We start from the raw sequence: 21,525 nt of genomic DNA, 5'->3' as shown, positions 1-21,525 counted from the left end.
ATTCAGTTATCCGATAAATGGAGGCAAATAGATCTATGAATTCTCAAAAACTGGTATCAATCTTAAAAGAACAACTTCCATCCGAACATTTTATTTGGAAGTTCGACCGGAAAACGGATAAGGTTCGTCTTGAGCATTCGATTCTTAAAAAAGGAATGGATATATCGCTCCCGGAAATTCTGGTTAAATATGAACGCAAAAAGGAAGTAGCTATAAAAGAAATAGTCTATACAATTGGGGAAACATTTAAAGCGATGGAAAAAGAACAATCAGAAGGATTTGTAGATAGCGCAGTCATTTTCCCGGTTATTAGATCATCTTCATTTCCTGAGGAATCAGCTGCTGGGCATCGATTTCTAATGAAAGAGCATACTGCGGAAACGCGTATCTATTATGCACTCGACCTTGGAACTACTTACCGATTAGTTGACGAAAGTATGCTTGAATCAATCGGAATGTCTGAAATGGAAGTAACAGAATCTGCACTTTTCCGTGTTAGGGCATTGCCAACTGCTATGAAACAAGATGAAGTGTCGGGGAATATCTTTTACTTTATCAACAATAATGATGGCTACGATGCCAGTAGGATACTTAACAGTGCATTCTTGAAAGAGATGGCAGGAAAAGTTGAAGGACATATGACCGTTTCCGTCCCACATCAAGACGTGCTAATAATTGGTGATATCCGAAATGATACAGGTTATGATGTGCTGGCACAGATGGCTATGCATTTCTTTACAACAGGCGCTGTTCCAGTAACCTCTCTGTCATTCATCTATGACGATGGTAAACTGGATCCAATTTTTATCATGGCTAAAAATCGTTTGGCAAGAAGGGAAGGCAAGAAAAAATGAATGTATTTTATAATTTAGATGGTGTTGGGGATGTATTGCTATTTCAACTTACACTTACACGGCCGCAAGCGGTTATCTCGAAATCATCAGGAGATGTAACGTTAATTCAAGATGAGGCGACTGAAGAAGTAATTGCATTTAACCTCTTCAAAGCATCGACTTATTTGGATATTCAAACAGTCGGCGAAGTTGAATTAACTGAAGACGTAGTTAAACGACTTCAAGAAGCGCTTTTGAAGAATAACGTGGAACTTAAACTTGATGTTGATTTTACTCCGAAATTTGTTGTAGGGCATATATTGAAAAAAGAAAAACATCCTGACGCGGATAAATTGAGTGTTTGTCAAGTAGATATAGGAGAAAAGGCGGTCCAGATTGTCTGTGGTGCACCGAACGTAGAGGAAGGGCAGAAAGTTGTTGTCGCAAAAGTTGGCGCCGTTATGCCATCAGGAATGGTTATACGAGATGCGGAACTTCGCGGAGTCCCTTCGGCTGGGATGATATGCTCAGCTAAAGAACTTGGGTTGGTTGATGCCCCTGCAGAAAAAGGGATTTTAGTTTTAGATAGCCAGGCTATAGCTGGAGAAGCATTCAATAAGTAGGAGACTAGAAGCGTACCGATTATGGTACGTTTTTCTTATTTATGTTATTGATTTGATTTAGTCGTGTCAGTACTGTTAAAATAGAGTGATTGACATGAAAAGAGTGATAGTCTTGAGTTGGTTAAAAAAGATTACTAGCAGGTTATTTGGAACGGATGAAATTAACGAACAAGAAAATGTACATTATGAAAAAAGTGAAATTGAGGATTCGTTACATAAACTAGACAGAAAGAATAGTGCATCCTTTCGTTTTCCAATTATCTCGGATGCAGAAATTTATGGCTGGGACGATGGACCAACGAAAGAACATGAAAAACCTGAATCTAAACCTCATACGGAAAAAGAAGAGATTGATAGCTATGAAACAAAACCACTTTATGAGAACGATAAATGGCCGAGTGATACTAGACCTGTAAATGTATATAGGTCTGAATCGGCATTGAAGTATGGAAAGGGAAAAGAAGTAGTTAAAAGACCTTCTTCTCCACCGGATAAAACGAATAAAGATAAATTGCCTTCGAGAGCAAGTACGACCGTCCAGAAACGTTCAAGTAAACCATTTACACCGACTGCGGTACCTTCTCCCGTTTATGGATACACAAACCCTGGGAGGACAGCGTCGAAAACAATTATTGTGGAAGACATGAAACAGAGACCGCTGAATTTTGAAGTTGAAAATATTAACAAAGAGCAACTGTTGCCAGGGAATGAAGAGAAAGCGTTTATAGTAGCATCATCGGAAAAAGAAATTGTGCTTGATCGAACCGACATAATTGAAGTAAATACTCAAGCTGAGCTAGTTAGAATGGAGTCAACAGTTGAAGAAGATACTCAAGCTGAGCTTGTTAATACGGAATCAATAATTGAAGTAAATGCTCAAGCTGAGCTAGTTAAAACGGAGTCAACAGTTGAAGTAGATACTCAAGCTGAGCTTGTTAATACGGAATCAATAATTGAAGAAGATACTCAAGCTGAGCTTGTTAATACGGAGTCAATAATTGAAGTAAATACTCAAGCTGAGCTAGTTAAAACGGAGTCAACAGTTGAAGTAGATACTCAAGCTGAGCTTGTTAATACGGAATCAATAATTGAAGTAAATGCTCAAGCTGAGCTAGTTAAAACGGAGTCAATAATTGACGTGAATACTCAAGCTAAACTTGTTAATACGGAGTCAACAGTTGAAGTAAATATTCAAGATGAACTCATTGAAATGGACTCAAGAATAGTAGAAGATGTGATTTCGGAAGCAGCAGCAGATGTTACAGAGATTCCTGAAGTTGAAGTTGTTGAAATAGAATCTAGAGTAACAGAAGAAGACTTCGTAGGAATTATTAAAGGCACACCGGAACATACTAATACTGAGTTAACAGAAATGACGGAGCATCCTATTACAGAGGAATTGACAGTAGAACCATATCCGGAAAAAATAAAAGAACGCATTGTTCCTTTTAATGTATTGATGCTGAAATCCGATAAAGAGAAAATGAAGTCAGTAATAGCTGATAATCCGAAAAAGGTTATTAAAAATGATACTGTAATGAAAAAAGATGTAAAACCTGACGAACCAATACTTGACCCAAGAGAAAAAAGTTTAATCAATCCAGACAGAATAGATAGCGATAATAAAGAAGAGGAAGAGCCATATTACGCTTTTCCATCACTTGACTATCTGATTCCGCCCGAAGCACAAATCGAGGACACCGAATGGCTTGAATCGCAGTCGGGAAAACTTGAGGAAGCGTTGTCTCATTTTGCGGTCAAGGCAACTGTCATTGAAGCGATGCAAGGTCCGACAGTTACTCGTTTTGAACTTACTGTCGGAGTTGGTACAAAAGTAAGCAAAGTAAGGAACTTGACCGATGACTTGAAACTTGCGCTTGCAGCGGAAGACATTCGGATACAAGCGCCAATTCCAGGGAGAAGTTCCATCGGTATCGAAATCCCGAATCGAAAGACGAGAGCAGTTAGGATATCCGAGGTTATCGCAACTGATCAGTTTAGAACATCTTCCTCACCTTTAGAAGCTGTGCTTGGTCTAAGTCTGACGGGAACACCCGTAACCTTGGATTTACGGAAAATGCCGCACGGGATGATTGCGGGCGCTACAGGTTCAGGTAAATCCGTCTGCATTAATTCGATATTGGTCAGTTTGCTTTACAAAGCTACACCAACAGATTTGAAAATGATGCTTATAGATCCAAAAATGGTTGAACTTGCACCATTTAACGGTATTCCACACCTAATCAGCCCAGTAATTACAGACGTCAAAGCAGCAACTGCTGCTTTGAAATGGGCAGTTGCAGAAATGGAAAGACGGTATGAGTTACTTGCTCATGCAGGCGTCAGGGATATTGAACGTTATAACAAAGCAGTTGTAGAAAGTCGCCGATTCTCATTGAAAATGCCTTATCTGCTTATTGTAATTGATGAACTTGCCGATTTGATGATGATTGCGCCGGCAGATGTCGAAGTGTCGATTAGTCGCATCGCACAGAAAGCACGTGCATGTGGTATTCACTTAATCATCGCCACTCAGCGGCCTTCTGTCGATGTAATCACGGGCACAATTAAAGCAAATATTCCTACACGTATTGCATTCTCAGTTTCATCCCAAATTGATTCAAGAACAATTATTGATTCTCCTGGAGCGGAAAGACTGCTTGGAAAAGGAGATATGCTTTATATTGGAAATGGACAATCTTCAAATGTTCGTCTGCAGGGTACATTTGTCACGGACGAGGAAATAGAACGTATAATAGAACACGTACAGAACGAGGCGTCACCCGAGTATTTATTTGGTCAAGATGAACTTCTAGCAAGTAGTATTGAAGAAGAAGAAGGCGATTCACTTTTCGAAGAGGCTTGTCTCTTTATTCATGAAGCAGGTAGTGCATCTACATCATTATTACAACGTAATTTCAGCATAGGATATAATCGGGCTGCCAAACTGATTGACCGAATGGAAAAGAACGGTTTCATTTCAGGTCAGCGAGGTAGTAAGGCACGGGATGTTTTTTTAACAGAGAGTGATTTAGAGCGGCTTACAGAACGTTAGGAATAATAACCGGCTTGGTGAAGTATAGGTAAAGGGTTAATAGTCCATGAAATTTGGAAAAAGATAATTAGTATAATTAAGGGGAACAGAAATGATCCCGGGAGGTTTCAATATGACGTTGTTTCATTTTACTGGCATTAAAGGATCCGGAATGAGTTCGCTTGCACAGATACTCCATGACTCTGCCCATGAGGTACAAGGTTCAGATGTAGAAAAATGGTTTTTTACAGAAGATCCACTACATGAAAGAGGAATACCTATTTTAGCATTTGATGAAAAAAATATTAAACCAGGAATGATCATTATTGCAGGAAATGCTTTTCCTGACAGTCATTCGGAGCTTGTTAAAGCAAAAGAGCTAGGTCTCGAGATTATTCGCTATCATGACTTTTTAGGCCAATATATGAAAAAATTCATTTCTGTCGGAGTGACGGGGTCACACGGTAAAACGTCGACTACTGGTTTACTTGCCCATGTATTATCCGGACATTCACCGACTTCATACTTAATAGGAGATGGTACTGGCAGCGGTCCGATAGATAGTGAATATTTTGTCTTCGAAGCATGCGAGTACAAACGTCATTTTCTTGCATATGAACCTGATTATGCAATCATGACGAATATCGACTTTGATCATCCTGACTACTTTAAAGATTTAGCGGATGTGATGGACGCCTTTGGAGAAATGGCGCTACGGGTGAAAAAAGGCCTGATAGCTTGTGGTGATGATAAGCACTTGCAAAAAATTCAAGCAAATGTACCTGTCGTTTATTATGGGTTTGATGATTCGAATGATTTTGCAGCTAATAATATTACCAAAACGGTAGAAGGATCGACATTCGATGTCTATGTACGCAATGAATTTTATCACACCTTTTCAATTCCGCTAGCTGGGGATCATGCAATCTTAAATTCACTTGGTGTTATCGCTCTTTGTCATTATGAAGGGGTTAAAGCATCGATTATCCAAGAAAGGTTATCTACTTTTAATGGTGTGAAAAGAAGGTTTACTGTAATTGAAACGGAAGGCAGAATTATTGTAGATGACTATGCTCACCATCCGACTGAAATTCAGGCGACATTACAGTCAGCTAAGCAGAAATATCCGGACCGAGAAATTGTAGCTATATTTCAACCGCATACATTTACGAGAACGGCAGCCCTTATGGGAGGATTTGTAGAAAGTCTTTCAACTGCTGATCACATCTATCTATGTGATATATTTGGATCAGCACGTGAAGAAGCTGGAAATCTAACCATTAATGATTTAATCAGTAAGATTCCAGGCGCTAAACACCTGGAACTCGAAAATATCGAAGAACTTGAAATGAATAACCCAGCAGTTTATTTATTCATGGGTGCGGGTGATGTTCAGAAATACTTGAACGCATTCAAATCATTTATCGAAACAAAGGAAACAGCTTAATCCTACGGGATTGGCTGTTTTTTCCGTTTGTAAAAACAATAAGACGTATATTTTGTTAAATTGATTTTCGTTACCATGAAGGAAATTGAAGATTTGTGTCGAAGTAGTTCTAGAGACATAACGTTTACTTTGTCCCGAAAAAGGGTATACAAAGATATATGAGCAATTGAAGGAGGCAGTGCCTTGGAAAATCTTCTGTACATAGCGGCAATTGTCGCTGCAATCGCATTCTTAATTTTATGCGTAAGCCTAGCGATGACACTGTTCTCATTGAAGAACACATTAAAGGGTGTTTCTGAAACGATGGAAGGGCTAACCTCACAACTTGAAGGAGTAACAACTGAAACGACAGAGCTTCTTCATAAAACCAACAACCTTGCCGAAGACATTCAGTTGAAAGCAGAAAAGTTAAACACAGTAGTGGATGCTATGAAAGGGGTAGGTGAGTCCGTGACGGATCTTAACTCTTCCGTTCGTCGGGTTTCCGCCAACATAACTACTGAAGCAGAACGAAACAGCGATAAGATTGTCCAGGTCGTTCAATGGAGCAGTGTAGTTATGGGCATAATGGATAAGCTGAAAGAACGAAAGACAAGCAGTACTGGTTGGACAGCTTATACACCTGTACCTGGACAAAAAAGATTACCCAGCCCTATTGATCGTTAATAGGAAAAGGTTAAAACATGACACTGTATTTAAAAATAGGAGGAATCGATTATGAATGAAGACCGCAAAGTGAAACCGAACTATAATGACCCTAATTACAACAAAGACTACAATTCAGGGAGCAGCAAAGAATATGAGAATTCTTATGGCGAGCCATCTTACTTGCCGGCAAATTATGATCACAATCGAGTCTATACCAATTCTTTTTATGAAGATGAAGAAAGTTCAGGAGCAGGTAGTTTCCTAGCCGGCGCATTAGTCGGGGGAGTGATAGGAGCTGCGGCAGCACTTTTCCTTGCACCGAAATCAGGAAGTGAAATGCGTGGAGATCTTACAACACAGGCGTCACACTTAAAAGATAAAAGTATTGAAATCAGTTCAGTGGCAAAAGAAAAAGCAACGGGATTGACTTCAGCTGCAAAAGAGAAAACTGGAGAATTTTCAAAAACAATTCAGGAACAATCTGGCCAACTGGTCGATAAAGTGAAATCGATGAAATCAAAAACTTCTGTTCCGATGGATGATGGAACAGCATCCTCCGAAGGAGAAGAATCGGTTGATTTCATAGATACTGCTAAAACGAAATTAGAGGATGCATATGAGGCTGGTGAAGAACAAGTAACCGCTACTGCGGATGCATTGCAAAAAGCAGTTGCTAAGTCATCTAATGACGCTGAAAAGGCTGAAACAGGTAATAGCGATGTTGCGTATAGCAATAGCGAAAATCTTGGGAAAGATAAAATCACAAACCAGAATTATGTATCAGACACGCTTGGTAAATAAAAAAATGCACTTTAAAAAGTCCGTCTACCCAATTTAGGTAGACGGACTTTTTATGTGAAGACAATCTCCAAGATATCTCCGCCATCTATCGGATCGTTGAATCCGATTGGTTTGCTGTTTCGTAGCAGCTGATACTGGCTTGGCAAATTTTCAGGCATACTATAATCGGTAAATGCAAAGATATCACTGAAGCGGATAGGACTTTCAGTCAATGTAACAAAATCGAGACGGTCGCCTTGTTTTGTAGTTTGGGATCCTTGAACAGTAAGTCCATTTAAAGTAATAGCAAGTCGCTGTTTTTGAATTGCAACTTCCTCGTTATTGAAAAAAACCGTTATGCTATCATTCGTTTTTTTTCCTATTTCTAAAATTACTTCATCCACTGTGGGGAAAGGGTGGATTTGTATATTAATTTCGTCACCCTCATTGATAACTTGTTGAAGTCGCGCAGGAATCCCGTTGACGAAAAGTTCAGCAGTCTTTCTTTTCAATGTGATTGGTTTCTGATTGACTGTTATTGTGAATGTATTTTTATCTAAAAAATTACTATGATCGGTATTTTCTAATATTGCTGCGAGTGTTTTAGTATGGGAAGCAGAAATCTTATCTCGATCTTTAATAGAGGTGTGTATACTTCTAGGAATCCCATTAATATGAATGGATGGTTCCAATTTAACAGGAACTCCATCAATTGATGCATTGATGGGTATCAAATTTTCGAGAAGATCACTTACTTTAGCGGATGCATCTAAACCGTTAATACCAGGCATCAACTCGATTACGTCTCCGTTTGTAATCGGTTTTTTTGTACTAACAGGTAAGCCATTTAACAGAATAACTGAAGGGGTACCATGCTCGCCAGGTATTAATATGTCATTATCATTTACCGTAACGGTCATCCCGAGACCTGGCCTTCCATATAATTGGCGGGCCTTAATATTTGCCGCAAGAAGCGCGTCTCCGACAGTCATTTCCTTCAATTCAAATAGTCTAAGCATTTTGTTATTTACAGATATTGACATGTATTGGATTGGCGCTCTTCTTGCAGCAATAGCGATTCCAATCGGAGTTACTAATTCAGGTGAAGAAACGATACTAGGCTCTAAAGTGACTCCAGTAAGTGCATCTAGTCCACGGATTCCGACTCTGTTTTCAGGTAAATCTAGACATATGCTAATTTCTTTGGCTAGTCCGGGTGTTAAGCTACCGCCACCCACAAGCATGATTGCTTTCGGTGATTTTGCATTATTAAGTCGTTTGACCTCACCTGAAATCGATTTTGCTAGTAAATCTACAGCAGGCTTGATAATAACAGCTACTTCACTGGATTCAACTTCTTGCTCGCAGCCTAGAATATCAGTCATGATTACAATTTTATCTGTGGAAATTCTTTTTTTTGCGCTTTCAGCTAACGGGAAATCCAATAAGTAATGATTGCTTAATGCTTCAGTAATTTCATCCCCCGCAACGGGTACCATGCCGTAAGCGACAACGGTGTTGTTATCGGTGATTGCGATGTCTGATGTACCTGCACCTATATCGACAAGCGCGATGTTTAAACGCCTCATGGAAGGCGGAATCAGGACATTGATAGCAGCTATCGGTTCAAGTGTTAATGCTTCCATTTCGAGACCGGCATGTTTGAGTGCTGAAAGAAGAGATTCAACAACTACGCGAGGAAGGAAAGTGGCGATAACGTCGACAGATGCTGACCTTCCCGCCTGTTCAATCAAGCTACCGATTACCTCACCTTCAAGCTTATAATGAAGGACCGAATAGCCGACACAATAATAATAGTCATCTGCTGTAACGGCATCTGAGGACAATAGTTTTTGTTGGGCTTGCTGGACTGCGGCAAGTTCCAGACGATTGACATCTTCAGAGGAAATAAGTGACCTTTCTGAAATATCGACAGCCATTGATCCCTCTGAAGTCTTCAACGCTCTGCCCGCAGCTGCGACACTAACCCGTTTTAAAGGACCATGCCGTTCCTCAAGTAGTTTTTTAATTTCAGTTATGACTCCTGCAACACTTAAAATATTATGTATTTGTCCATCAATCATTGAACGCTCTATGTGTTCAATTGAAACGAGGTCAGCTACATGGAAGTTTCCCTTGTCTTCTGTTAGGATGATTCCCACGACGGAACGTGTTCCGATATCGAGCGCAAATAATGTGGTAGCCAGAACTTTTCCCCCTTTCTGTCGTTAAATGTAACGTATTTAGAAGAATAAGTAGAAATAACGTGACTTTTCAAATAGTCTTCTTTATAATAGGTCTATTATCAAAAATGTAACATATATTCTTCTCTACTGAAAGGGAATAATATGTGCGGGGAGGAGACGGACTGATGAGACAACATGATTTAGATGAATTACGCGGCCGTGTTAACGAGCTGAATGTCAAAGTATTGGATTTGATTAACGAAAGAACTACAGTTGTCAAAGAGATTGGGAAAGTTAAAGAAAAGCAAGGTGTAAACAGATATGATCCGCTACGTGAACGTGAAATGCTTAATTTCCTGAAAGAATCTAACAATGGTCCGTTACCTAACGGAGTTCTTGAACAGATTTTTAAAGGTATTTTCATGTCAGCACTTGAAATACAAGAAGATGAACAGCGCAATGCATTGCTTGTATCCCGTAAACGAAAAGCGGAGGATACGATTGTAGACATTAATGGACATAAAATTGGTGATGGAACACCATCTTTCATTTATGGTCCTTGTGCTGTTGAATCATATGAGCAGGTCTTAGCCGTTGCACAGTCTATCAAAGCAAAAGGACTGACAATGATTAGAGGCGGCGCATATAAACCCCGTACTTCGCCATATGATTTCCAGGGACTCGGTCTTGAAGGTTTGAAAATACTGAAACGTGTTGCTGATGAAACAGGTCTTTCGGTTGTAACGGAAATCATTACACCTTCTCATCTAGAAGAAGCTCTTGAATATATCGATGTTGTCCAAATCGGTGCACGTAACATGCAAAACTTTGAATTGCTGAAAGAAGCAGGTATGATTAATAAACCGGTTCTTTTAAAACGTGGATTAGCAGCTACAATCGATGAATTCATTCATGCAGCTGAATATATAATTTCAAAAGGCAATAGCCAAATCATCCTTTGTGAACGCGGTATCCGTACATATGAACGGGCAACTCGCAATACATTAGATATTTCTGCTGTTCCAATCTTGAAAATGGAAACACATCTGCCGGTCTTTGTTGATGTAACACACTCAACAGGTAGAAAAGACTTGTTACTTCCAACGGCGAAAGCTGCGATAGCAGTAGGCGCAGATGGCGTAATGGCTGAAGTGCATCCAGATCCGGCTGTAGCATTATCCGACTCTGCACAACAGATGGATCTGCAACAGTTCGATGAATTTTACGAAGCAATTCAGCAATTCATGAACACGCACACAACAATCTCTTGAGTAGACGCCGGACCTAATAGGTTCCGGCGTTTTGAATACATAAAGTAAGTATGAGTATGGAAGGAGAAAGGCAAATGGCTATAACGATTTACGACGTAGCCAGGGAGGCGAACGTTTCAATGGCGACGGTCTCCCGTGTCGTTAATGGTAATCAGAATGTAAAACCCGCGACTAGAAAAAAAGTGCTCGATTGTATTGAAAGGCTAGGCTATCGCCCTAATGCAATAGCAAGAGGACTTGCCAGCAAGAAAACAACAACAATCGGTGTGATTGTCCCTGACATTTCTAAAAGCTTTTATTCCGAGCTTTCCCGTGGAGTAGCGGACGTAGCGACAATGTATGAATATAATATAATTCTTTCAAACTCCGATGAAAGCTCAGATAGGGAAGTCGAATTGTTAGAAGACCACCTTGGTAAACAAGTAGATGGACTTATATTTATGAGTGATTCAATTTCCGATGAAGTGCGCACTGAAATGTCAAAAGCCAATGTACCAATAGTTTTGGCCGGGACGTCTGATGTGGAAAATCAATTAGCAACAGTGAACATCAACTACCAGGAAGCTGCGTATGAGGCGGTCAATAAACTGATTGAGAATGGTCATGAAAAGATTATTTTTGTATCAGGTCCATTCTCCAAGGATATTAACCGAATTAATAAAAAGGCTGGATACATTAGAGCTCTTCAAGATAAAAATATTATGGTAGATGCACAATACATTGTAGAAATGGAAAATACATACGATGGTGCATATGAAGGCTGGAAACAAATTCGTGAATTACCTGGAAAACCAACGGCAATAATTGCAGGAAGTGATGCAATCGCTGTTGGTCTGTTAAATGCAATTGTGGATGCAGGACTGTCTGCACCAGGTGATTATGAAATCATTTGTTTTGAACACTCGATATTAGCTAGGGTTGTAAGACCTCAATTAACTTCAATTGTCGTTCCGCTCTATGATTTAGGGGCTGTATCAATGCGTCTTCTGACAAAATTGATGAACAAGGAAGAAGTTGAAGAACAACAGGTTATTTTACCTTTCAGGCTTGAAGATCGTAATTTAATAAAGTGAAAAAAGGACACTCTTTTCAAACGGATGCATCCGTTTGAGAAAGATTGTCCTTTTTTGTTGCTAAGAAAATTATATAGAATTGCATTATGAAAAAAGAAAAATATAGTAATTCTCCCGCTAGGGTCCTAATACTATTATTTAGTCGCTCGATTAACTAGTTATTCAGTTTTTCATTTCGAATTACATGTAAGGCACGACTGAGCATGTGCGCATTTTTTTCATTTATTTCTGCTTTTCTAGGAATGGGTTCATAAAGTGGTATGGGGTCTTCCCATGTTGGAACTAAGGTAACTGGAGACTGTTCCTGCCACTTTGACAGCCATTCCTTAGGAAGTGGACCTGTAGGTGCAGATTCATTTTTCATCGCTAACCAGACATGAGCCCAGGCTCTTGGTACGACTCGCCAGATGTCATATCCGCCTCCGCCCACAGCTATCCATCGTCCTTCACAATATTCTTCAGCGATTTCACGAGCAACACGGGGAATTTCTTTGTAAATGTTCATCGTTCCATACAGATGTGTTAGCGGATCAAAATAATGTGCATCAGCACCATTTTGGGTAAGAATTACGTCGGGTTTGAAAAATTCAGTCACTTCTTTCATGGCTGTCCTATAAATGGAAAGGAAAGACTCGTCCTCCGTAAAAGCGTCAATCGGGAAATTGAAGGAAGTGCCATAGCCGGCACCGTTGCCGCGTTCTGTAATCGCCCCTGTCCCAGGAAACAAGTAGCGACCGGTCTCGTGTATGGAGAGTGTACAAACTGTAGGATCATCATAGAAACTCCATTGGACACCATCACCGTGGTGAGCATCGGTGTCAATATAGAGTACACGTGCACCGTATTTGCTTTGTAAATACTTAATAGCAACCGAACTGTCATTGTATATACAAAAACCGGAAGCACGACCATGGAATCCATGATGCAGCCCGCCGCCTAAGTTCAGCGCATATTTAGAACGACCCTGCATTACTTCATCGACTGCTGTCAAAGTACTTCCGACCAACATTGCACTGGCTTCATGCATATTGGGGAAAATGGGGGTATCCTCTGTGCCGATACCATAGATGGGGCCAACATCCTCACGCAATTCCCCTTTACCTGCTTTCTTTACAATTTCAATATATTTCTGGTCATGCGCAAGAAGCAACTCTTCATCTGTTGCCATGCGAGGCGCAATGATATCGCTTTCCTGAATAGCTCCTGACTTCATTAAAAGATCGAGTGTCAATAAAATTCTTTTTTGATTGAATGGATGCGTATCTGAAAAAGAGTATTCAAGCTGTTCTTCTGAAAAAATAAAAACGGCATCCTTCTTCATATGTCGATGCCCGGAACATTAGGCCATAAGACATCAAAACCACTATCCTTCAATCCTTTAATAACCTTAAGTGGATTCATTGAATTAATCCGAATTACGAGAACTTTATTTGCCTCGTTCTCTTTATCAGGGTAGACAAGTACACTCAATACATTTAGATTTTGTTCGTGGAACACTTTCGATACTTCGAAAAGGATACCGGGTGTATTTGGAACCTTAACTTCAATTTGTGAACCTGGTTGGTGAGCACCCGTCAATTCAATGTATTTATATAATAAGTCCGTTTCGGTAATTATACCAACCAGCTTATTGTTTGAGACAATGGGAAGGGAGCCGATTTTATTGTCGTAAAAGATAACAGCTGCTTCTTCAACAAAATCCATCGGGTGACCGATGATCGGATGCTTCGTCATGACTTTCGCTAGTGGTGTATCATAATAACTATTATCCATTATTTCGTAAATTGAAGACGGTACAAACTCTTTCAAGTCACGGTCTGAAACGATACCTACTACTGTACCGTCTGACGACAAAATCGGTAAATGCCGTATTTTCTTGACCCGCATGGTATGTAATGCATCATTTACTGTGTTCTCCGGAGACAATGTAATGACATCTATTTTCATTATTTCTTCAATTAGCATTCATTTACCCTCCCAATTTTCAATACATGAATCGGTTCATAAATCGTAAACCATCAAACTTTTGGACGGAATCTTGATCAATTCTATTACCGATGCGCGCCATCAAACAATTGGCAGGGTGGGAACTAATTTCTGGATCGTCGGTTGCATAGTATTCCAATCCGCCCGCGTTCATCATTTTCTCCATTATTTTTCGGTATTCCCATACGTTAAGCTTCGTACCTTTCAAATCCCAATGCCAGTAATATTCAGTCGTTAAAATGATATAGTCTTCCATCGCATCATCCATCATTGAAACGCGCAATAGTGTTTTTCCGACACCAGCACCCCTAAATTTCGGAATGACCTCAATTGCTCCAAGCTCGATTAAGTTTTCAATTTTCCCTTCAGACCATCGCTCCAGGGGATCAGGATATAAATAAGTGACGTAACCTACGATTTGATTGGCGTCACGAACGATAAGAATACGTCCTTCCGGAAGTGCTGCAATCTCAATTAATGCTTTATGTTGCTGAGCAGGAGGCCTGAATGCAACAAGCCCTTCATGAAAGTCGAGACTTGCGAGATAGTCAGCGGTAATAGGTCCTTCAACAACGATATTGCCATTTTTATGTTTAATTTCCATTGCATTATAAGTTTTTATATGTTCCAAATGGATCACCTCCCATTAATTGATTAATCTACTCCTAGTATACAACAAATATGATAAAGAGTAGTCCGCTGATTACAAAAAAGCCGGAACTATTGGAAAAATTAAATTAGTTAGACAGGTAGGTTTAAAGTAAGGTAGAATGATATTTATAAAATGTATTTTGAAAGGGTGTTATGAATGGTTATGAAAACGGTGCCTGTAATTCAGGGAGATTATCAGTTAAGAGATTACGATAGTACAGTCAAGCAATTTAATTGGGCGGATGCTGAGAAAGAATTCAGCTGGTTTGAAAGCGGTCTCATTAATATCGCACATGAAGCAGTGGATCGTCACGCAGATTCTTATAGAAAAAACAAAGTAGCTCTCTATTTCCAAGATGCTAATAGAAAAGAGACATATACGTATAATGAAATGAAAAAAATGTCTAATAAAGCGGCAAACGTATTGCGCAATCAATCCCCTCTAAAAAAAGGCGATCGGATTTTCATCTTTATGCCGCGTTCACCTGAATTGTACTTTTCACTATTGGGTGCGTTAAAGTTGGGTGCTATTGTCGGGCCGCTTTTTGAGGCATTCATGGAAGGCGCTGTCTATGACAGGTTGTCGGATAGTGAGGCAAGCGCGATCGTTACAACTCCAGAACTTCTTGAAAGAATTCCAGTAGATAGATTACCACATTTAAAGACAATTTTTATTGTCGGTGAGAATGTTGTCGAAGAAGGAATTGTGGTTGATTTTAACAAACATATGAAAGATGCTTCACAGTATTTCCAGGTTGAATGGATGGATAGAGAGGATCCAACACTTCTTCATTACACGTCCGGTTCAACGGGAAAACCAAAAGGTGTCGTGCACGTTCAGGAAGCAATGGTACAGCAATTGCAGACAACACGTTGGGTACTTGATCTGAAAGATGAGGATGTTTTCTGGTGTACAGCAGATCCGGGTTGGGTGACAGGGACAGCTTATGGTATTTTTGGCCCTATGCTTGCCGGAGCTACGAGTCTAATTCTTGGCGGAAGATTCTCCGCTGAGGGCTGGTATGGTGCGATTGAAGAATATGGCGTCACAGTCTGGTACAGTGCTCCGACAGCATTCCGGATGCTGATGGGCGTTGGGGAAGGTCCGTTACGTAATTACGATCACTCAACACTCCGCCACATTCTTTCGGTAGGTGAGCCGCTAAATCCTGAAGTCATCCGCTGGGGGTCTGAAGCATTTAACTTACGCATTCACGATACATGGTGGATGACAGAAACAGGTGCCCAAACAATATGTAATTTCGGATGCATGCCTATTAAACCAGGCTCGATGGGAAAGGCGGTTCCTGGAATCGAAGCGACAATTATTGATGATCAAGGAAACGTTCTCCCTCCGAATCATATGGGGAATTTAGCGATTAAAAAAGGTTGGCCGGCTATGATGCGTCAAATTTGGAACAATAAGGAGAAATATGATTCTTATTTTATTAACGATGAATGGTACGTTTCTGGCGATTCAGCATATATCGATGAGGACGGTTATTTCTTTTTCCAAGGACGAGTCGACGATGTAATCATGACTAGTGGGGAAAGGGTGGGGCCATTCGAAGTGGAAAGTAAACTTCTTGAGCACCCTGCGATTGTCGAAGCGGGTGTTATTGGTAAACCTGATCCAGTTCGTGGAGAGATTATCAAAGCTTTCGTCGCGCTTCATGACGGCTATGAACCTACGGAGGAACTAAAAGAAGACATTCGTCAGTTTGTTAAAAAAGGACTGGCTGCACATGCTGCGCCGCGTGAAATAGAATTTAAGGATAAGTTGCCGAAAACGAGAAGTGGCAAGATTATGCGTCGAGTACTGAAAGCGTGGGAACTTAATTTGCCGACAGGTGACCTGTCGACGATGGAGGACTAATATCAATTTAATTAATAAAAAGAGCTTATTCGCTAGAAATAATAGCGGACAAGCTCTTTTTTGTGAAAAGATACTATCCGTTTTCCTCGTAAGTAGGTGTATAGATTACAGGTGTGCTTTACATCATTTCTGTTGATTAGCCATTTATTTGCATAAAATGCTAGCGAGAAGAGCTTGTTATAAGTCATTTTCATTGGGCTATTTCCGGCCCACTTTCGGCAAATTAATCACGACAGTTTTACCGAGAGGCAAGTGTGGCTAGAAGTGACTCCGTCACTTCTAGCCACACTCTTTAGGGAGGAATTGCAGTTCATTCCTCCTTGGTTATCCTATTGTGAATAATAGGCTACCGCGTACCTACAATATTCAAGTGAAAAATGCAGTTGCTTATAAAAAAAGAATAGATGAGCTATTTTAAAGATTGTAAGTACCCGGAGATGTAATTTCGGGCACTCTAGTACGTTGTACATTGTGTTCTCTGCTAACTTTTAGCAAAGACTATGTGATGCTTTATAAGAAAGTGACACTTCCTTAAACTAAAAAAGAGATATGGTAGTAGAAGGCCTGAGCGGTCAAAATTGTATCTTTGTCCGCTTCTCTCTAGGTGAGCAGTGAGCTATTCTTTCGTCCCGAAAAGCTTCGGAACTTCTTGTAGCCGTGTCTTTGGAGAGCGTAGGATGAACAAACATTAAACGATTACGGAAAAAATAAGTAGGGATGCGACGAAGTCACATCCCTACTTATTAAGAAATCTTGATAATGGCATAGAAGTTGTTCAATTCAAAGCAATCTCAAGCAACTATACACGTAGTGCCTAGTGTTTGAATGAATTATTTACTATTTATTTTTGGTTAATCAACAGACGTTTCTTTATATATTACAAATCAATCACCAGAATCTCCATCTTCAGCTTCGTCTGCTGGAGGTGTTTCGACCTCATCGTTTTCAGGAGGAGTTGTAACGGGTGGTGGTACGTTTTCAGTAGTAGGAGTCTCAACAACTTCCTCTACGGGTTTAGATGCACCAAGAGTGATAATGTTTGAATCAGCTGAAAGTTTTCCTGTAATATCAACAGCTTTAACTGAATAAGAGCCCGGACCAACAGAAAAAGCATTTGAAGATAAGTCTCTGGTTGTTCCGATTCGTGTGCCACCGCTATAAACGTAATATCCAATCACATCATTGGATGGAGAGTCATTCCATACCAGCGTTGATCCATTTATTGAAACGTTTACAGGCGCTGGTGCAACGTTATCCGCGTTAAATATAGCACCCGATACAACTCGAGATGCGAATAAAGAGTTCGCAGGGAACAATTTTGACGCATCACCTTTTAAAGATCCAAGCATGCGATTAATATAAACTTGATTCACGCCGGTACCACCAGCTGTAATAAATTCGCCAGGCGTTGATGGTAATGCCTGATATCTCGTTCCTTTAACAGATACATAGGATGATGAAGTGATGCTGTCATCAGGCTTAGTAGGCAGCATTGCTTTTGAATTAAATAAATCTGTTTTTACAAGGCCGGCAGATGAGCATGCGGCTGAAGGCGCAAGTCCTGAAATGCCACAAAATGATCTGTCGACAACACCTTCTGGTCGTTTAAATTTCGAACCGGCCCCGATAGTTTCAGGTGCTACCTCATTGGCTGCGTTCATTAGTCTGGCAAACAACATGCTAGTCCTTTTAGTAGGGTGCATCGCGCCGCTTCTTGAACCACTATAAAGACCTCTTTTAAGGTCTTTATATCCCAGCCAGACCCCCATTGAGACATTTGGATTATATCCCATTATCCATGAATCTGCATAATTTTGAGTGGTACCTGTTTTTACAGCTAAATCTGGAGAGAAATTTAGATATTCTGGAATCTGAGAGCCTGTTCCACCTTGCTTCAGCACATCTCGTAGCATGTCTGTAACGATATAACTTGTCGCGGCACTGAAAACATCAACAGGTTCCACTTTGTGCTGATAAATGAGATTCCCGTCCATATCCTCAATTCTCTCAATGAGATAGGCGTCGACAAACTGTCCATCATTTGCAAATGTTGCAAATGCATTTGTATTCTCCTCAACACTTACGCCTTTACTAGTTCCGCCAAAAGATGCTGATAGATTAAAATAATCGCTGGGTTGTAATCTTGAAAAACCCATTTTTTCTAGGAAATCAGCAGGCTTTCTGTCGATAATGTCATTGTATAATCGTACAGTAGCAAGATTTAATGATTTAGAAAGTGCATCTCTTGCTGGAACGATTCCTAGTTCCATCGTTTTTGTATAGTTGTTTGGAGACCAGACGGAACCATTGGGTTCTTTTTTATAGAATTTGACGTCGACGACAGGACTGCCGGCACCGATTACACCGTATTCAATTGCGGGAGCATAGACGAGCAATGGCTTCATAGAAGAACCATTTTGTCTGAAAGCTTGTGTTGAATGATTGGTTGCTTCTTTTGAATGATCGCGTCCTCCAACGAATGAAAGAATTTTACCTGTATTATTCTCAATCATCATTGCTCCGACCTGGACTGGATCATCCACTAATTCAATTTCTCCTGAATCACCATCTTTCACTTCTCGTGTATATGTGAAACCGTAATGCTCAAAGGAATTGGCGATTTCATTCATTTTGTCATTTAATTCTTTATTGACAGTTGAATAAATTCTAAAGCCATCATTTCTCATAGAGCGTTCAGCTAAAATTGAATACTTTTTCATAACTTTCGACTCTTTTTTTAGTCTTTCGGAATCAATTCCGTCCTTTTCTGCAATCATCATAGCGAGAATTTCGACTGTACGTTTCTGTATCTCTTGCGTCAAATAAGGATATCTTTCATCCGCACGCTGAACAGGCTGACGGAAGTCCTTTGTAATGTCATAGGCAACTGCTTTATTATATTCTTGATCTGTTATGTATCCAGTTTCTTTCATTCTGAAAAGAACAGTTTTCATCCGATCTATTCCAGGTTGCAAGAATTCTTTTTCTTTTGTTCCGCCACCACTTTTAAAAGGGGTATATGCGAATGGTGCTTGTGGTAGTCCAGCAATGAATGCTGCTTGCGGTAAATTTAAATTAACAGCCTCAATGCCAAAAATACCATCAGCTGCTGTTTCAATTCCGGCAATATTTTGCCCATTTGAATTACGTCCGTATGGAATAATATTCAAATAAGCTTCGAGAATCTCATCTTTTTTCATGAAATGTTCAATTCTCATTGCGAGCAAGATTTCTTTCGCTTTTCTTTCATACGATACTTCATTCGTCAGAATCTGGTTTTTAATAAGCTGTTGGGTCAGTGTCGAGCCGCCAGTCTGGCTATCTGAGTTTGAAACGTCCTGGAAAAGCCCGCGGAAAATTGCTTTAGGCACAATACCGTTATGCTCTTTGAAATATTCATCCTCTGTGGCGAATACCGCATCGATGACATAAGGTGATACACTTTCAAGCTTCGTTTCTTTGCGCTCTAAATCAGAGTTTATCTTTCCGATATAAACTTTGTTAGCAAGATAAAGTTCAGACGTTTCTTCATACGTGAAGATTGCATCCCGCATATCCTCTTTAGAGCGGAGAGGTTCTTTAGCTACCAATGAAGCGAAATAACCAGCACCAACTGAACCGACAAAAACGGTAAACGTTATACCAACTACTAAGAATATAAGAAAAAGGTTCCAGGTGACACTAGATGATATGCGCATACCTTTTGCCCATTTCGTTTTATTCATTCTGTCCAAATTCTCTTCTATTAAATTAATTCGATTCTTTTTCTGTTTGCTCAAGTAAATCAACCTCCTGAAATCTATCCTATTATTGCAATAGGCTTGTAAAGTACTGATACATAAGGCTTTCAGGCGTTAAGGATGATGATTATCCCCCAATTTGCCCCTCGGCTACTAAAATTCTAGGTAGTCCTCAAATTTTTACATAGAATTTCTCTCGTGGTTGTCCGAAACGTGCAGATACACGTTCGAGATTATTTGAATATTTTTGTACCCTAAACGTCGGCTCACTGTTTTTATATCGACGCCAGCCTCTAACAATAATACCGCATGGGTGTGTCTAAGTAAATGAGTAGATTGGCGAGTGGGAAGACCTGCTATTTTGAGTAGCATCATCATCATCATTAAGTATTGAGGTTGTGAATAATAGAATTCTTTTCCTGTTTCGTTCACCATCACATAATCAGAAACAATATAATGTAGATTCTCTTCCTTATTGTCATCTTGCCATTGTTTATACTCTTTTAGTATGCCGATGGTAACGTCATCCAAAAATATCGTCCTGAGACTGCTGCTTGTTTTAGGTGGGCCTAGACCTGTCTTTGATCTTTGACGGTTTACTGCACGAGTTTTCTTTTCGAAGTCTATCTCGCCCCATTGTAACCCTAATAGCTCGCCACTTCGCAAACTCAACTTGAGTCTATGAAACTTTGAAAGGGTGAGGATTGTAAATCACGAATGGCAATGGCAGCAGGAAAATGAGAGGTTACGATGCGTATTAGCTTTTTACGCCGACAAAGCAAATTGTAAACGAAATAGTACAACGATAATGAATGTGCGGTTTAGCGAATTTGATTGGGATAAGGGTGGAAAAGCGAGAAAAGTATTGTATGCACTTGGGTGAATAACAACGTGGCGGTGACAGAGTTGACATCAAAAGGGCTGTAGTAGGGGGCAGTGTTTACTGCTTAGAGAAGGTGAACAATAAAGCCAATCAAAACGAATTTGATATTTCTCTGACTGGCTTTATAGAGTACTGAAATTAGGGTAATAAATATTCCTCCTTTTAATGAGCAGCTTGATCCAAATAATTATTAAGTAATACATCTAATTCTTGACTGCAATTTACTACTTCTGGATGTGTAAATCCTAAATCTTTTGCTTTTTTATACATGTCTTTTCTTTTTAATTCAATTTTAAGTTTTAACATTTCACTTTTCATAAAAATTCCTCCATCCAATATTATTAGCTTTATTCAACTGTGAAGTGTGGTTGAGATAAAACACAACTTTTCTATTGTAGCCTACTCAAAGTGTATAGAGTGTCGAATTATGCAAAGAAATAGTGATTTCATAATATTGTCATAATCAAAGAGTTTTATGTTAGATAAACCGATTT

The 21,525-nt window shown here is 39.8% G+C and carries 16 protein-coding genes; 9 read left to right on the top strand and 7 right to left on the bottom strand.

Annotation, left to right across the window (positions count from 1 at the left end; all coding sequences use genetic code 11):
- Positions 1–35: 35 nt before the first annotated feature.
- The 6 genes from AC1TO4_RS09145 to AC1TO4_RS09120 all read left to right on the top strand — a co-directional run bounded on the left by AC1TO4_RS09145 (position 36) and on the right by AC1TO4_RS09120 (position 7,386).
- Positions 36–854 carry a DUF1444 family protein gene (locus AC1TO4_RS09145; protein WP_482105062.1) on the top strand — a complete coding sequence of 273 codons (819 nt, stop codon included), beginning with the start codon at positions 36–38 and terminating at the stop codon, positions 852–854.
- The gene (gene ytpR, locus AC1TO4_RS09140) at positions 851–1,456 is read left to right on the top strand and encodes a YtpR family tRNA-binding protein (RefSeq protein ID WP_482105061.1); all 606 of its coding nucleotides are present in this window, start codon (positions 851–853) and stop codon (positions 1,454–1,456) included. Before AC1TO4_RS09145 ends, ytpR begins: the two co-directional genes overlap by 4 nt.
- Before the next feature lie 112 nt (positions 1,457–1,568).
- On the top strand, positions 1,569–4,511 hold the full coding sequence (locus tag AC1TO4_RS09135; RefSeq protein WP_482105060.1) for a DNA translocase FtsK: 2,943 nt from the start codon (positions 1,569–1,571) through the stop codon (positions 4,509–4,511).
- 112 nt (positions 4,512–4,623) lie between these two features.
- Positions 4,624–5,937 carry a UDP-N-acetylmuramate--L-alanine ligase gene (murC, locus tag AC1TO4_RS09130; protein WP_482105059.1) on the top strand — a complete coding sequence of 438 codons (1,314 nt, stop codon included), beginning with the start codon at positions 4,624–4,626 and terminating at the stop codon, positions 5,935–5,937.
- A 183-nt stretch (positions 5,938–6,120) separates the two neighbouring features.
- Entirely contained in the window at positions 6,121–6,603 is a 483-nt protein-coding gene (locus tag AC1TO4_RS09125) for a DUF948 domain-containing protein (protein WP_482099827.1), read from the top strand.
- Positions 6,604–6,654: 51 nt separating this feature from the next.
- Entirely contained in the window at positions 6,655–7,386 is a 732-nt protein-coding gene (locus AC1TO4_RS09120; protein WP_482105058.1) for a YtxH domain-containing protein, read from the top strand.
- 50 nt (positions 7,387–7,436) lie between these two features.
- Here the strand turns inward: AC1TO4_RS09120 and AC1TO4_RS09115 are convergent, their stop codons facing one another.
- Positions 7,437–9,527 (bottom strand): cell division protein FtsA, encoded by a 2,091-nt coding sequence (locus AC1TO4_RS09115; RefSeq protein ID WP_482105057.1) that lies wholly within the window; start codon positions 9,525–9,527, stop codon positions 7,437–7,439.
- Between the two features lie 209 nt (positions 9,528–9,736).
- Here AC1TO4_RS09115 and AC1TO4_RS09110 point away from each other — a divergent pair, with 209 nt between their 5' ends.
- Both AC1TO4_RS09110 and ccpA read left to right on the top strand, forming a co-directional pair.
- Positions 9,737–10,822 (top strand): bifunctional 3-deoxy-7-phosphoheptulonate synthase/chorismate mutase, encoded by a 1,086-nt coding sequence (locus AC1TO4_RS09110; protein WP_482099824.1) that lies wholly within the window; start codon positions 9,737–9,739, stop codon positions 10,820–10,822.
- A gap of 74 nt (positions 10,823–10,896) precedes the next feature.
- Positions 10,897–11,895: a catabolite control protein A gene (gene ccpA, locus AC1TO4_RS09105; protein WP_482099823.1), complete on the top strand. Its 999-nt coding sequence runs from the start codon at positions 10,897–10,899 to the stop codon at positions 11,893–11,895.
- A gap of 154 nt (positions 11,896–12,049) precedes the next feature.
- Here ccpA and AC1TO4_RS09100 read toward each other — a convergent pair whose 3' ends face one another.
- Genes AC1TO4_RS09100 through AC1TO4_RS09090 form a run of 3 tightly spaced genes read right to left on the bottom strand, consistent with a single transcriptional unit; the run spans position 12,050 to position 14,512 of the window.
- Positions 12,050–13,216 (bottom strand): acetoin utilization protein AcuC, encoded by a 1,167-nt coding sequence (locus AC1TO4_RS09100; protein ID WP_482105056.1) that lies wholly within the window; start codon positions 13,214–13,216, stop codon positions 12,050–12,052.
- Entirely contained in the window at positions 13,213–13,860 is a 648-nt protein-coding gene (locus tag AC1TO4_RS09095) for an acetoin utilization AcuB family protein (protein WP_482105055.1), read from the bottom strand. The genes AC1TO4_RS09100 and AC1TO4_RS09095 overlap by 4 nt, the downstream gene beginning before the upstream one ends.
- Positions 13,861–13,879: 19 nt before the next feature.
- Complete coding sequence (locus AC1TO4_RS09090) at positions 13,880–14,512, bottom strand: GNAT family N-acetyltransferase (protein WP_482099820.1); 633 nt, start codon at positions 14,510–14,512, stop codon at positions 13,880–13,882.
- A 177-nt stretch (positions 14,513–14,689) separates the two neighbouring features.
- On the opposite strand from AC1TO4_RS09090, the gene acsA reads away from it, so the two are divergent.
- On the top strand, positions 14,690–16,408 hold the full coding sequence (acsA, locus tag AC1TO4_RS09085) for an acetate--CoA ligase (RefSeq protein ID WP_482105054.1): 1,719 nt from the start codon (positions 14,690–14,692) through the stop codon (positions 16,406–16,408).
- 884 nt (positions 16,409–17,292) lie between these two features.
- On the opposite strand, the gene AC1TO4_RS09080 is transcribed toward acsA, so the two are convergent.
- The 3 genes from AC1TO4_RS09080 to AC1TO4_RS09070 form a co-directional block, all read right to left on the bottom strand.
- The gene (locus AC1TO4_RS09080; protein ID WP_482105167.1) at positions 17,293–20,133 is read right to left on the bottom strand and encodes a transglycosylase domain-containing protein; all 2,841 of its coding nucleotides are present in this window, start codon (positions 20,131–20,133) and stop codon (positions 17,293–17,295) included.
- A 195-nt stretch (positions 20,134–20,328) separates the two neighbouring features.
- Positions 20,329–20,814: a site-specific integrase gene (locus AC1TO4_RS09075; protein WP_482105053.1), complete on the bottom strand. Its 486-nt coding sequence runs from the start codon at positions 20,812–20,814 to the stop codon at positions 20,329–20,331.
- Between the two features lie 379 nt (positions 20,815–21,193).
- Positions 21,194–21,349, bottom strand: a complete 156-nt coding sequence (locus AC1TO4_RS09070) for a Spo0E family sporulation regulatory protein-aspartic acid phosphatase (protein ID WP_482099814.1) — start codon at positions 21,347–21,349, stop codon at positions 21,194–21,196.
- Between the last annotated feature and the right edge of the window lie 176 nt (positions 21,350–21,525).

This window comes from Sporosarcina sp. Y838 (genome assembly GCF_056786515.1).
Note: the sequence above shows the minus strand (reverse complement) of the source record. Positions and strands in the feature narration are given on the sequence as shown.